The following is a 13,567-nucleotide window of genomic DNA, read 5'->3' as shown; positions in this document are numbered from 1 at the left end:
AGAGAGTTGGTAATATTCCGTGTTATTTTAGCGTAAAAGATTTTATTTTGTTAATTTAGCGCTTGCAAAGAGCCAATGTCCCTTGCAAGCTCCACTTTGCTTTCTATTTTATCTTTTCTAATTGATGAGAGCTTAAAATTCTGTGGTTGGACTTTTTAAAATCTCATATTATTTCTTTGCCCTCTTTCTCTGATTTGGTTCTAGGATTTTTTTGCGGATTCTGATGTTTTGCGGTGTTATCTCTAGAATCTCATCATCTTCTATCCACTCTAATGCGCGCTCCAGCGTCAAGTCTCGCGGTGGCGTAAGCTTGATTGCTTCATCACTTCCACTAGCGCGCATATTTGTTAAATGTTTGCTTTTTACAGGATTGACGTCCAGGTCATTATCGCGACTATGTTCGCCTATCACCATTCCCACATACACCTTAGTTTGTGCTCCTACAAACAGCACACCACGTTCTTGGATATTAAAAAGTGAGAATCCTGTCGTCTCGCCATTTTCCATAGAGATAAGAGCGCCATTTTTGCGCGACTCCACATTCCCGCTATAAGGGCGAAATTCTAAAAAGCTATGATTCATAATACCCTCACCCTTAGTATCGGTCAAAAACTCGCTACGATAGCCAATCAGCCCTCGCGCAGGGATTTCAAACTCCAAACGCGTATAACCATCATTCATTGGGTTCATCGCTTTCATTTCAGCCTTGCGCTTGCCTAATCTCTCGATAATGCTCCCACTAAAATCTTGAGGTGTATCAATCACTAGATGTTCAAAGGGCTCACATTTCACGCCATCGATTTCTTTAATAATCACTTCTGGGCGAGATATGCTAAACTCAAAGCCTTCGCGTCGCAGATTTTCAGCCAAGATAGTGATTTGCAGCTCTCCGCGCCCTGAAACGCGGAATTTCCCCTCACCCATTTCCTCACAGCGCATAGCAATATTAGTCTGCATTTCTTTTAAAAGTCTATCTTTGATTTTATTCGCCGTTACATGTTTGCCCTCTAACCCCGCTAGCGGGCTGTCATTTACCGCAAAATACACGCTCATTGTGGGCTCTTCTAAGTGCATTGGGTCAAGTGGCATAGGATTAGCAGGATCAACCACAGAATCTCCCACATCAATAGCGTTAAATCCGGCAATTGCTACAATATCACCTGCCTCTGCAGATTCTATCTCTGTGCGCGCAAGCCCTAAAAATCCTATAAGCTTGGTAATGCGCCCCGTCTCTTTTTCACCATCACCTTTTGCTAGCATTACATTTGCGCCCTTTTTTACCACACCATTAAAAACGCGCGCAATGCCAATTTTGCCCACATAGTTATCATAATCTAATGTGAAAATTTGCATTTGCAATGGATTATCAGAGCTACCGCTAGGGGCTGGGACAAACTCCAAAATCGCCTCAAAAAGCGGCTCAAGGTCTTTTTTTTCATCTCCTAATTCTTTTATCGCATAGCCATCACGTGCTGCGGCATAAACTACGGGGAAATCTAGCTGAAAATCGCTCGCCCCCATCGCTACAAACAAATCAAACACTTCATCGACGACTTTGTCTGGCGTAGCGGCAGGTTTATCGATTTTATTTACCACGACAATTGGGCGGATTCCAAAGCTAAGAGCTTTTTTGACGACAAATTTTGTCTGTGGCATTACGCCTTCTTGTGCATCAACAAGCAATAACACCCCATCGACCATTTTAAGCACGCGCTCGACCTCCCCACCGAAGTCTGCGTGTCCGGGAGTGTCGATAATGTTAATTTTTGTTCCCTTATAATTTATAGCTGTGTTTTTAGAAAGTATGGTGATACCCCGCTCCCTCTCCAAGTCGTTAGAATCCATAACCCGCTCATCAATTTGCTCTCTCTGGCTAAATGTGCCAGATTGGTGTAATAATCCATCTACTAAGGTTGTTTTGCCGTGATCAACATGGGCGATTACAGCGATATTACGAATATTTTGCATAGGTTTCTCTTTAATGTGAAATTTAACAAAAAGGTCGCAATTATAGAATCCTTAAGCTTAAGATTTGATTTTGCTTTTCCAGCTTGTTAAGATTCTGTATTCCACATAAAATCCTCAATTAGCGCACTTTTTGCATCCAAAAACTACTCCCAGAATAGGTTTTGGCAATGGGGGAGAGAATCTATGAGTTTTTGAGGGTAGAGCATACCAAGCATTGAAGAGAAAAATACTATCTTAAAATTTGGATTAAACTCTAAAAATGTCCTCAACATATAGGCTTCATTCCACCCTCTACGCTCTAAAAGCCATTCTTTAGGATAATCAAAAGGATAGATAATATCGTGAAAGTGAATATATACGCCATTTTGCAATCGCGGTAAAATTTCAAAAAATAATAAATTTACATCAGAATTTGCCTTGCATACATGTGAAGAATCCACAAAGAGAACATCTCCAGATTCTAAGCTTTCAAAAAGAGAAAGTGGGATTTCTTGTAAGCCTTTGGCATAGAGTGTGATATTTTTTCGTTCGTGCGGTCTAAGAAGTGAGAGAAGTCGCGATGGATAAGGTTCAATATGTGTTATTTGTATTTTATTGCCCCCCCCCCTCATTACCTTCCTTAGAAGCAAAAAATATTTCATTGACATCGTGCATAAGCGCAGATGTGAAACCGCTACCTACCTCAATAATTCGTTTTGGTGTAAGTTTGCGCAACATAGAATATAAAACTGCTCCATCTCCAAAACCATAGTAGCCATTCCAAAGATAGTAGCGCAAGCCATTTTTTCCTTCCAAATCAAATGGCATTTGTGGATAATAATTTTTAAATTCTTCTAAGAGCGCAAGTTGGGAATCCACACATAAATCAATGCCTAATATCTCACTTGGCTCTAGCTTACGATTTTTGATGCTTTGCAATGTATCAGTTTTTGAAGGAATAGGCGAGTAGAAATGCCCACTTGGGACAAAGTCATTTGGTCCAAATATTTGCTGAAGCTTGCGCATTGGGTAACGCACTAGCGCGTAATAAAATGGACGGATTTTTGAGCGGAATTTTTCTTTGAGATACATAACAATACTCCTTGTAGCTGGTGTTTTTGGTTTAAAAAAGTTGTGATTATAGAATCCTTAAGCTTAAGGCTTGATTTACGCTACATCCATTCTACGATTTGATTGACTTCTGTGGCTTCAAAGCATTTGATTTGCATTTTTTGCGTGGGTTTTTTGGGAAGCACGACTTTTTCAAAGCCATAGCTTTCTAGTTCTTTTAAGCGCGTGTCGATATTGTGCGTTTCTCGTATGTCGCCTATGAGGCTCACTTCGCCAATAAAGGCAGTTTTATTGCTTAGTGCGCGATTGCGGAAGCTTGAAATGATAGAGGCAATCACGGCTAAATCCGCACTCGTCTCGTTTATCTTAATCCCGCCTGTAACATTGATAAAAACATCATAGCGATTGAGTGGGATTTCCATTTTGCGCTCCAAAAGGGCTAAAAGCATATTGAGACGATTTGTGTCAAAGCCCGTACAAGAGCGCTTAGGATTGCCAAAACTGCTTTCACTCACCAAAGCTTGTATTTCAATCACAAGTGCCCTTGAGCCCTCCAAAATCACACTGATTGCGCTCCCTGCGCGTGATTGTCGCTGTGAGAAAAAGAGCTTTGAGGCGTTTTTTGCGCTGATGAGCCCATTTTCTTTGAGTTCAAAAATCCCTATTTCACTTGTTGCGCCAAAGCGATTTTTAAAGCCTCGCAAGATTCTAAGCTCCCTGCTTGGATCGCCCTCAAAATACAGCACGCAATCAACCATATGCTCCAACACGCGCGGACCAGCGATTGAGCCTTCTTTGGTGATATGCCCGATGATGAAAATTGCGATATTGCGCTCCTTTGCCAAACGCATAAGTGAAAAAGTAATCTCGCGCACCTGCGTAACCGAGCCCGGCGCACTTGAAATATCGGGCGCATAGAGCGTTTGGATAGAATCTATCACACACATACTAAAAGATTCTTGTAAGAGGTTTGCACGGATTTGCTCCAAATTGATTTCGTTTAAAAGATAAAGGTTAGAATCCACGCATTCAAGCCTGCTGGCACGCTGTTTTATTTGACTTGGGCTTTCTTCTCCGCTTACATAGAGCACTTTTTTGCGCGCATTTTTAGCGATATTTCCGCTAATTTTAAGCAATAGTGTAGATTTCCCAACGCCCGGACTTCCGCCGATAAGATACAGCCCACCGCTCACAATGCCCCCACCTAGCACGATGTCAAGCTCACTTTCAAAGGAAGTGAATTTTTGTAAATCTTGGGATTGAATCTCTGTGATTGGTGTGGCTTTTTGAAGTTGTGTTTGCGTGCTTTGCAGGGATTTAAGTACTTTTATTTGTTCATCTTTTAATTCCATAAAAGATTCCCACGCGCCACAATTGGTGCATTTTCCTAGCCATTTTGAGCTTTGGAATCCGCAGTGTTGGCATTCAAAAAGCACTTTTGTCTTTGCCATAAACTCCCTTTTAACTCTTAGATTCTGTGGTGAAAATAGAATCTAGCAGTGTTTTGACAAATTCTTTTGGGTTGAAATGCACTAGATCTTGCGCGCGCTCGCCAACGCCCAAAAATAGCACAGGAAGTTTTAGCTCGCTCACAACGCTAAAAATTGCTCCACCCTTGCTTGTGCCATCAAGCTTGGTGACGATGATTCCATCTTGCGCGCTATTTTGGCTAATTTGAAACTCGCAATGCTCGGTAAAATATTTTGCTTGATTCACACTTGAGTTGCCTTGTGTGCCATCAAGCACGAGATATTTGGCGATTTTTGTGTTTGTATTTTGAGAATCTAGGGCTTTTTGGCTTACGCGGATAATTTTCAAAAGCTCATTTGTGAGGTTTGTCTGCGTATGCAAGCGTCCAGCGGTATCAAGCAAGAGCATATCGTATTTTTTCGCGCAAGCGTGTGTTATCGCATCAAAGGCAAGCGCGCTAGAATCGTGCCCGTGCTGCGTGGCGATGACTGGGATTTCTAGCTTTTGTCCCCACGATTTGATTTGTTCAATCGCGGCTGCGCGGAATGTGTCCCCAGCACCCAAAAGCACCTTTTTGCCTTGTGATTTGTAGAAATGCGCAAGTTTAGCAATGGTGGTTGTTTTACCCGCGCCATTTACGCCGATGATGAGTTTTACTTGAAGTGTATTTTGCGCGCTTGTGTCATTTGGCGCGCTATCATTTTGGGAATCTTGCGCGTTATGTTGCGTCTCTTTTAACGTAAGTAAATTGAGTAATGCAGATTCTAACTGCTCGCGTGAAATGTTGCTTGGTAGGGAATCTAAAAGCTTTTCAAGAAGATCATAATCCATATCAGATTCAATTAAAACTTCCTCTAGCTGTTCTTTTGAGATTTTTTCTTTCTTGCCACCGAGTAAGGAAGTGATATTGCTCGTGGTTTTTTTCATCGTATTGCTAAGGAGTGAAAACATCGTATAAGCCTTATGTGTGGGTTATTGCACTAAATCCACTTCGCTAGATTCTGTGTTTTCTTGCGTTTCAAAATCTCCGCCAGCATTGTCTTGCAATTCTTCTCCCATAGAATCTAACGTATCGCGAACACTAAGCTCAATCATCTCTTCAGGTGTCAGCCCCACATAATCGATGATTTTTTCCCCATTAGAATCAAAAATCGCGATATAGCCCTCAGAAATATCCTTTTGCAAAAACTCTTCTAAATTTATCGCGTTGTTGTGGCTAAGATACAGCACAGCAGGCTCTTTTGTGTTATATAAATTAATAGCTTCAAAAAGATAATCATAGCAGGTGTCCGCAGCAAGGATAAAAAGATTTATTTTAGGAGCATATTTTTGCGCGAGATTGATGATATGTGGGGCTTGATTGAGGCAATTTTTACAATCTTTAGCGACAAAAAGCAATATCGTTGGCTTTTCTTTAGCAAAAATGCTTTTTCCGCCATTTAGGCTAAAGCGAAGCTTTTCACTTTGAAAATCTAGCACTTCGATAGTAAGTATTTTGTTTGAAAGCGGATAAACTCCGGGACAACACATTACGCCCGGAGGGCAATGCACTGGCTGGGTAGGTGTGCTATCTAGTTCAAAAAGCATATAAGTGAAAATATCGCGTTTGGATTCTGTGTTTTTGGATTGTTTTTTTTCATCATTACACGCGCTAAAAATACACGCAATACAAAAGCCACAAAAAAGCGCAAAAAAGGTTTTTTTAAATCTTGTCATAGGCTAAAGTCTCCAAAAAGGGTTTAAGAAATTCGTATGTTATGATTATACAAAAAATTTCGGAGAATATTTTGTTTGAGAAGAAAAATCCCTTCAAACGCACCTCTTGCGCGTGCTTAGATACTTTAGATAAAGAATCTGCAAAAAAGGCCTTTCGAGCCAAAGCGCGCAAAGCATTGCAAAAAGCACAAGATTCTCAAAAATCGTGCTTTGATACACAATCTAGCCACATTAATAGAACGCTTTTAAGTATCTTAGATTCTCAAAAATCGCGCAATTTCAGAGCGCACAGATTTTTTTTAAAAGACAAAAAATTACAAAATGTCTCTAAATGTAAAAATATCTTATTTTACGCACCCTTTGGATTTGAAGCCGATATATTCAAGCTTATTTTTGCACTTCGAGCAAAGAAAAAGAAAATTTTTCTCCCTCATATACAAGGAATAAACTTTAAAATGTTACCATTCCGATTGCCATTGCAAAAAAATCAGTATGGCATTTATGAAAGCACAAAATCTCAATTTAATTTAACAAAAATTCATATAGCCGTAGTTCCGGTTCTTGGCATTGATAGAAGCTTTGGGCGTGTAGGTTTTGGCAAGGGAATGTATGATAGAGCATTTGCAACAAAAAAATATACAAGAAAGAAACAAATTCCTATCATTTTTGTAAGTCGCATTCCTTGTGTCAGTACACGGATTCTCAGCCAGTCCTATGATTTGAGGGGGGATTATTTTGTGAGCGCGGTTATGTGGTGTAAAAGGGCGCAGTATGGTAATAATATTAGAAGTGATAGGGTGTATAACCTTTGGAATTTTCACTAGTGTCATCACTTATTTTGTCGCAAAAAAGATTTTTAACTCAAATACAAATATTCTCTTAGAGCAGGCTAAGGCACGCGCTAAAGCCATAGAATATGAGGCGGAAAAGTTTTTAAATGAAACAAAAATCAAACGCAAAGAGCAAGAAATCGCACTCAAGCAAGAGTATGAGGAGAGACAAAATAGCCTTAACAGGGAATATGAGCAAAGGCTTTGCGCGCTAGAAAAAGATGAGGAAAGACTAAGGGCAAGTATTGAGCGCGAGAGGCAAAATATTAACGATGAGCGCCAGCGCCTTAGTCGCTTGGAAAATAGAATCTTGAATGTGGATTCTGAAAACAAAAAAGTGCGTCAGCAGTATGAATCTGCGAGAAAAGAAGCACTTAAAGTGCTTAGCAATCAATCTGGCATTACCACAAAAGAGGCAAAGGATATGCTTTTGGGCTACCTTGATGAAGAGCTTGCAGATGAAAAAGCACATATGATACGGCGCTACGAGTTTGAAGCAAGGCAAGAAGCGCAAAGAAAAGCGCATTATATCCTAGCACAAGCCACCACGCGTTATGCGGGCGAGTTTGCCACGGAGCGCTTGATTAACGTGCTAACTCTGCCAAGCGATGAATTAAAGGGTCGTATTATAGGCAAGGAGGGGCGCAATATCAAAGCGCTTGAAATGATAAGTGGCGTGGATATAATTATCGATGATACGCCGAATACGATTATTGTGAGTAGCTTTAATCTCTATCGGCGCGCAATTGCACTCAAAACACTAGAGACACTTATTGAAGATGGAAGGATTCAGCCCTCTCGCATTGAAGAAGTATATGAGAAAACAAAGGTGCAAATGGAGGAGCAAATCCTGCAAGATGGCGAAAATATCGTGCTAGATATGGGGCTAGGTTATATGCACCCAGAGCTTAAAAAACTGCTTGGCAAAATGAAATACCGCGCGAGCTATGGGCAAAATGCGCTAGGGCATTCTATCGAGGTGGCAAATCTTGCAGCAATCATCGCAGGTGAGCTAGGAGGCGATGAAAAACTTGCGCGCAGAGCGGGAATCTTGCACGATATAGGAAAAGCTTTGACGCAAGAAGTCGGGGGAAATCATGTCGAGCTGGGCGTGGAAGTGTGCTCGCGCTACAAAGAACACCCTGTGGTGATTAATGCTATACTTGCTCATCACGGATATGAAGAGGTGAAAAGCATAGAGTGCGCGGCAGTTTGCACCGCTGATGTGCTTTCAGCTGCGCGTCCGGGAGCTAGACGCGAGGTTTTGGAGAGCTTTTTAAAGCGCGTGCAAGAGCTTGAGCGAATCGCTATGGATAAATTTGGCGTGAAGCAAGCATATGCTATAAGCGCGGGTAGGGAAGTGCGTGTTATTGTGCGTGCGGATTTGGTGAGTGATGAAGAAAGCGTAGTGCTTGCGCGCGAAATTGCCAAGGAAATAAAAGAAACTTTACAATATCCGGGTGAAATCAAGGTGAGCGTTATCCGTGAGATGCGTGCGATTGAATATGCTAAATAATCTAAACCAGAATCTTTAAGGAGGAAAAATGTCGCAAAATAAATGGAGTAAGCAATCTTGGCGTAAAAAGGCAATCAAACAGCACCCTGTGTATGAAAATACAAAAGAGCTAGAAGAAGTGGAAAAAACGCTTTCAAGTTACCCGCCACTTGTATTTGCAGGTGAGGCGCGCGCGTTAAAATCCCAGCTTGCAAAGGCGTGTGCTGGAAAAGCGTTTGTTTTGCAAGGTGGGGATTGTGCGGAGAGTTTTTTGCAATTTAATGCGGTGAATATCCGTGATTTGTTCAAAGTCATTATCCAAATGGGCGCGATTCTTACCTACGGTGCGAGTTTGCCGATTGTCAAAATCGGTAGAATGGCAGGGCAATTTGCAAAACCGCGTTCAAGTGATACGGAAACAATTAATGGCGTGGAGTTGCCAAGCTATCGCGGGGATTTGATTAATGGTGTGGAGTTTGAAAAAAGTGCGAGATTAGCCCAGCCACAGCGACTTTTGCAAGGATACAATCAAAGTGCCGCAACGCTCAATCTTTTGCGTGCATTTGCGCAAGGTGGCTTTGCGGATCTTAATCAGGTGCATAAATGGAATCTAAACTTTGTCAAAGACAATGCCTTTGGAAAAAAATACGAAGAGTTAGCGAACAGAATCACGCAAGCACTTGATTTTATGCGCGCTTGTGGGATAGATTCTCAAAAATTCCCGATTTTGCGTGAGGTGGATTTTTACACTTCGCACGAAGCGCTTGTGTTGCATTATGAGGAGGCGCTTACGAGGGAAGATTCTCTAAGTGGAGAATTTTATGACTGCTCGGCGCATATGCTTTGGATTGGCGAGCGCACAAGGGGGTTAGATGAGGCGCATATCGAGTTTTTATCGGGTGTGAAAAATCCGCTAGGTGTAAAAATCGGACCAACAGCCACAAAAGAGGAGGTGATGGGAATCTGTGAGAAACTTAACCCGCAAAATGAAGCAGGCAGGCTCAATCTCATTGTGCGTATGGGCGCGGAGAAGATTAAGCAGAATTTTCCAAAACTGCTAGATTCTCTACGTGGTGAAGGGCGCGAGATACTTTGGAGCTGTGATCCTATGCACGGGAATACGATTAAAGCGAGTAGTGGGTATAAAACGCGCGATTTTGCGTGTGTGCTTGATGAAGTGAAGAGCTTTTTTGAGATTCACAAAGCAAATGGAAGTGTCGCTGGAGGCGTGCATCTGGAGATGACAGGTGCAGATGTGACAGAATGTGTGGGTGGCTCGCAGGCAATCACTGAAGAAGGCTTAGCGTGTAATTATAGCACGCAGTGCGACCCACGCCTTAATGCCACACAGGCAATTGAGATGGCATTTCTTATTGCAGATATGATTAAACAAAGCAGGTAGATTCTGAGCGGTTGCAGTATTGTAATTTTTTAGAATTTTGCTACAATCGCGGGGCTAAAAGTAAAACTAAAGGAGCAAGAATGAGGTTTTTTGGACTTGAAAGAGTAAGTAGGGGCAATGAAAGAAAAATAACACTAAGAATGTTCTTTTTGCCACTAATTTGTAGAATTGCTAATCCGTGTGGCGTTACTATGGGGGGGGGGTAATATATCTTTATAAGTATTACCTTTTGGGACTAAAGGTTTATAAGAATAAATCTTCTAGCGAGCAAGCCTTTTTGCTATATGCAGGCGGTATGGGATTTTCGATTCTCAAGTATGTTTTGAACGAGTTAGAAACAAGTGGTTTGGAAAGCCCAAAAATACAGAATCTTTGCAGAGGGCTAGATTCACAAAGCAAGGAATGTGTGTATCGCATACTTTCACGACAACGGGACGCGTATCGCAATCAGCAAAGTAGTATTTGCGCATCGCTTACAAATGAAGAGATTGAGACGCAAAGACGCCTACATATCGAGTTTCTCCCAAATATTTATCAATTATCTCAAAAGCTTTTTTACTACAATGGCTATTTCTTTCCTGCTGACCCGCGTACTGAAGTGAGTGTGCATTGGCACAGGCACAATATGGAAAACTTTAAGAATCTCCAAAAGATTAGACAAAAAAATATCATCGATGTTGGTGGCTTTATGGGTGATAGCGCGGTGATTTTTGAGGACTTTACTGATAAAAAGATTTATACTTTTGAAGCGACAAAATCAAATTATGAGCTTTTGCTACAAACACTTAAGCTTAATAATGCTACGCGCGTTGTGGCTATAAATAAAGGTTTGGGCTCTCAAAAACAAACTCTAAGCATATATGTAAATGGCGCTGGCTCAACTCTATGTGATTATGACTCTTTGCAACAAACATCTAGGAGCGAGGAGGCAGAAATCATCACATTAGATTCTTATGTGAAAGAAAATAATATTGAAGTGGGCTTTATAAAGGTTGATATTGAGGGCTTTGAGCAGGAATTTTTAAAAGGCGCAATGGAGACGATAAAAACTCAAAAGCCAGCGATGCTTATTAGTATTTATCACAACGGGGCGGATTTCTTTGAGATCAAGCCTATGATAGAATCTTGGGATTTAGGTTATAGTTTTAAAATCCACAAGCCACTTGATTTTTCTGTAAGCACGGAAACAGCGCTCTACTGCGAGGTTTTGGATTAATTTGCAAGAGAGAATCTAAGAGTTTATAAGTAACGGACAAAGAAGCTAAGATTTTATCAATTTAAAAAGGTAGTGTTTGCACGCGAAGCAGGGGCGAAACGGAAGCAAAATAGGATTCGTTCCAGTGATTTGATACATATTGCAATAGAACAGAATCCAAAGTTTTGGCAAGAAATTTTCACTTTTCTTGTGAAATTCTATATCCCATAAGCCAATTTTAAGCCTTCCATTTGTAGTATTGCGTTTCCCAAATTCGTTTGGTGTTCTTTTACTTCAAAGTTTAAGTGTTATATAACCTTAATATTTTGGGTAATGATCTTTGAAATCTAAGCAAGAAATAAAGAAGTGAAAACTGAAAGTAACTTTATTATCAAGTTTTTCAATTCTTGTTTCTTAGTAAATCTATTCTCATTTTATGACTTTGAGCTTTTAAGCAAAAAAGTTTGTGATTTAAGAGTGAAACTAAGAGATTAGGACAAATAATCCAAAAAGAGAATCTGAAGTTGTTTTTGTAATTTAAGATTCTAAAAGCTAAGTATTGGGCTTGCTTTTTAGAGTATTGAGATTCTATAAATTGAACTAAGTTTAATTTTAAAGAATTTCAAATACTTTTTAAATTTTTATGGAGAGTTTGCTTACTATAATGATTTAGTTTGTCAAACTCCCCGCTTTTATGGAGAGTTTGATCCTGGCTCAGAGTGAACGCTGGCGGCGTGCCTAATACATGCAAGTCGAACGATGAAGCTTTTAGCTTGCTAGAAGTGGATTAGTGGCGCACGGGTGAGTAACACATAGATAACATGCCCTTTAGTCTGGGATAGCCACTGGAAACGGTGATTAATACTAGATACTCCCTACGGGGGAAAGAATTTCGCTAAAGGATTGGTCTATGTCCTATCAGCTTGTTGGTGAGGTAATGGCTCACCAAGGCTATGACGGGTATCCGGCCTGAGAGGGTGAACGGACACACTGGAACTGAGACACGGTCCAGACTCCTACGGGAGGCAGCAGTAGGGAATATTGCTCAATGGGGGAAACCCTGAAGCAGCAACGCCGCGTGGAGGATGAAGGTTTTAGGATTGTAAACTCCTTTTGTTAGAGAAGATAATGACGGTATCTAACGAATAAGCACCGGCTAACTCCGTGCCAGCAGCCGCGGTAATACGGAGGGTGCAAGCGTTACTCGGAATCACTGGGCGTAAAGAGTGCGCAGGCGGGGTAGCAAGTCAGATGTGAAATGCTAAGGCTTAACCATAGAACTGCATTTGAAACTGCTATTCTAGAGTGTGGGAGAGGTAGGTGGAATTCTTGGTGTAGGGGTAAAATCCGTAGAGATCAAGAGGAATACTCATTGCGAAGGCGACCTACTGGAACATTACTGACGCTCATGCACGAAAGCGTGGGGAGCAAACAGGATTAGATACCCTGGTAGTCCACGCCCTAAACGATGAATGCTAGTTGTTGCCTTGCTTAGACTTGGCAGTAATGCAGCTAACGCATTAAGCATTCCGCCTGGGGAGTACGGTCGCAAGATTAAAACTCAAAGGAATAGACGGGGACCCGCACAAGCGGTGGAGCATGTGGTTTAATTCGAAGATACGCGAAGAACCTTACCTAGGCTTGACATTGATAGAATCTGCTAGAGATAGTGGAGTGCCACTTTTGTGGAGCTTGAAAACAGGTGCTGCACGGCTGTCGTCAGCTCGTGTCGTGAGATGTTGGGTTAAGTCCCGCAACGAGCGCAACCCTCGTCCTTAGTTGCTAGCAGTTCGGCTGAGCACTCTAAGGAGACTGCCTTCGTAAGGAGGAGGAAGGTGAGGATGACGTCAAGTCATCATGGCCCTTACGCCTAGGGCTACACACGTGCTACAATGGGATGTACAAAGAGATGCAATAGTGTGAGCTGGAGCCAATCTCTAAAACATCTCTCAGTTCGGATTGTAGTCTGCAACTCGACTACATGAAGCTGGAATCGCTAGTAATCGCAAATCAGCAATGTTGCGGTGAATACGTTCCCGGGTCTTGTACTCACCGCCCGTCACACCATGGGAGTTGTATTTGCCTTAAGTCGGAATGCTAAACTGGCTACCGCCCACGGCAGATGCAGCGACTGGGGTGAAGTCGTAACAAGGTAACCGTAGGTGAACCTGCGGTTGGATCACCTCCTTTCTAGAGATATGTTTGGCTAATTCGTTTTATCCAAACCATAACCTAAAATATCAATGAGAAAGAGTTATGAGGTTAGAGCTTCTTTATTCTTGCTTAGTTTTCAGAGATCACCAAAATACAAAGTGTTTGAAACTTAGATAAAAGATTGTTAAAAGTGTATAAGCAAGGTAGATTCTTAAAAATCGATTGAACTCACTTAACTGTGTGATTGAGATTTATAAGAATCTAAGAGACCAACACAAATAAAGTGT

General features: G+C 41.5%; 10 protein-coding genes and 1 rRNA gene. 5 read left to right on the top strand and 6 right to left on the bottom strand.

Annotation, left to right across the window (positions count from 1 at the left end):
• Window positions 1-168: 168 nt before the first annotated feature.
• From typA to A3217_RS04640, 6 genes are all read right to left on the bottom strand, one after another.
• Entirely contained in the window at window positions 169-1,968 is a 1,800-nt protein-coding gene (gene typA, locus A3217_RS04665) for a translational GTPase TypA (RefSeq protein WP_066388525.1), read from the bottom strand.
• A gap of 143 nt (window positions 1,969-2,111) precedes the next feature.
• Window positions 2,112-2,579, bottom strand: a complete 468-nt coding sequence (locus A3217_RS04660; RefSeq protein WP_066388523.1) for a class I SAM-dependent methyltransferase — start codon at window positions 2,577-2,579, stop codon at window positions 2,112-2,114.
• Complete coding sequence (locus A3217_RS04655; RefSeq protein ID WP_066388521.1) at window positions 2,560-3,039, bottom strand: hypothetical protein; 480 nt, start codon at window positions 3,037-3,039, stop codon at window positions 2,560-2,562. The genes A3217_RS04660 and A3217_RS04655 overlap by 20 nt, the downstream gene beginning before the upstream one ends.
• 80 nt (window positions 3,040-3,119) lie before the next feature.
• Complete coding sequence (gene radA, locus A3217_RS04650) at window positions 3,120-4,469, bottom strand: DNA repair protein RadA (protein ID WP_066388518.1); 1,350 nt, start codon at window positions 4,467-4,469, stop codon at window positions 3,120-3,122.
• A gap of 10 nt (window positions 4,470-4,479) precedes the next feature.
• The gene (gene ftsY, locus A3217_RS04645) at window positions 4,480-5,439 is read right to left on the bottom strand and encodes a signal recognition particle-docking protein FtsY (RefSeq protein WP_066388516.1); all 960 of its coding nucleotides are present in this window, start codon (window positions 5,437-5,439) and stop codon (window positions 4,480-4,482) included.
• Window positions 5,440-5,460: 21 nt separating this feature from the next.
• The gene (locus tag A3217_RS04640; protein WP_066388513.1) at window positions 5,461-6,204 is read right to left on the bottom strand and encodes a thioredoxin domain-containing protein; all 744 of its coding nucleotides are present in this window, start codon (window positions 6,202-6,204) and stop codon (window positions 5,461-5,463) included.
• Window positions 6,205-6,275: 71 nt separating this feature from the next.
• Between A3217_RS04640 and A3217_RS04635 the strand changes: the two genes are divergently transcribed.
• The 5 genes from A3217_RS04635 (at window position 6,276) to A3217_RS04615 (ending at window position 13,316) form a co-directional block, all read left to right on the top strand.
• Complete coding sequence (locus A3217_RS04635; protein WP_231860199.1) at window positions 6,276-7,028, top strand: 5-formyltetrahydrofolate cyclo-ligase; 753 nt, start codon at window positions 6,276-6,278, stop codon at window positions 7,026-7,028.
• Entirely contained in the window at window positions 6,985-8,550 is a 1,566-nt protein-coding gene (rny, locus tag A3217_RS04630) for a ribonuclease Y (RefSeq protein ID WP_417935358.1), read from the top strand. Before A3217_RS04635 ends, rny begins: the two co-directional genes overlap by 44 nt.
• Before the next feature lie 28 nt (window positions 8,551-8,578).
• Window positions 8,579-9,931 carry a class II 3-deoxy-7-phosphoheptulonate synthase gene (locus A3217_RS04625; RefSeq protein WP_066388506.1) on the top strand — a complete coding sequence of 451 codons (1,353 nt, stop codon included), beginning with the start codon at window positions 8,579-8,581 and terminating at the stop codon, window positions 9,929-9,931.
• A gap of 295 nt (window positions 9,932-10,226) precedes the next feature.
• Window positions 10,227-11,147, top strand: coding sequence for an FkbM family methyltransferase (locus A3217_RS04620; RefSeq protein WP_082807967.1), 921 nt, complete (start codon window positions 10,227-10,229; stop codon window positions 11,145-11,147).
• Window positions 11,148-11,817: 670 nt separating this feature from the next.
• Window positions 11,818-13,316 (top strand): 16S ribosomal RNA (locus tag A3217_RS04615).
• Window positions 13,317-13,567: the final 251 nt, after the last annotated feature.

The organism is Helicobacter himalayensis, from assembly GCF_001602095.1.
GTDB classification, from domain to species: Bacteria; Campylobacterota; Campylobacteria; order Campylobacterales; family Helicobacteraceae; genus Helicobacter_F; species Helicobacter_F himalayensis.
Note: the sequence above shows the minus strand (reverse complement) of the source record. Positions and strands in the feature narration are given on the sequence as shown.

What these genes read in the sequence shown, in the direction of transcription:
- typA (WP_066388525.1), bottom strand. Translation starts at nt 1,968, where the DNA reads ATGCAAAATATTCGTAATATCGCTGTAATCGCCCATGTTGATCACGGC.
- ftsY (WP_066388516.1), bottom strand. Translation starts at nt 5,439, where the DNA reads ATGTTTTCACTCCTTAGCAATACGATGAAAAAAACCACGAGCAATATC.
- A3217_RS04640 (WP_066388513.1), bottom strand. Translation starts at nt 6,204, where the DNA reads ATGACAAGATTTAAAAAAACCTTTTTTGCGCTTTTTTGTGGCTTTTGT.
- A3217_RS04620 (WP_082807967.1), top strand. Translation starts at nt 10,227, where the DNA reads ATGGGATTTTCGATTCTCAAGTATGTTTTGAACGAGTTAGAAACAAGT.
- radA (WP_066388518.1), bottom strand. Translation starts at nt 4,469, where the DNA reads ATGGCAAAGACAAAAGTGCTTTTTGAATGCCAACACTGCGGATTCCAA.
- A3217_RS04625 (WP_066388506.1), top strand. Translation starts at nt 8,579, where the DNA reads ATGTCGCAAAATAAATGGAGTAAGCAATCTTGGCGTAAAAAGGCAATC.
- A3217_RS04655 (WP_066388521.1), bottom strand. Translation starts at nt 3,039, where the DNA reads ATGTATCTCAAAGAAAAATTCCGCTCAAAAATCCGTCCATTTTATTAC.
- A3217_RS04660 (WP_066388523.1), bottom strand. Translation starts at nt 2,579, where the DNA reads ATGAGGGGGGGGGGCAATAAAATACAAATAACACATATTGAACCTTAT.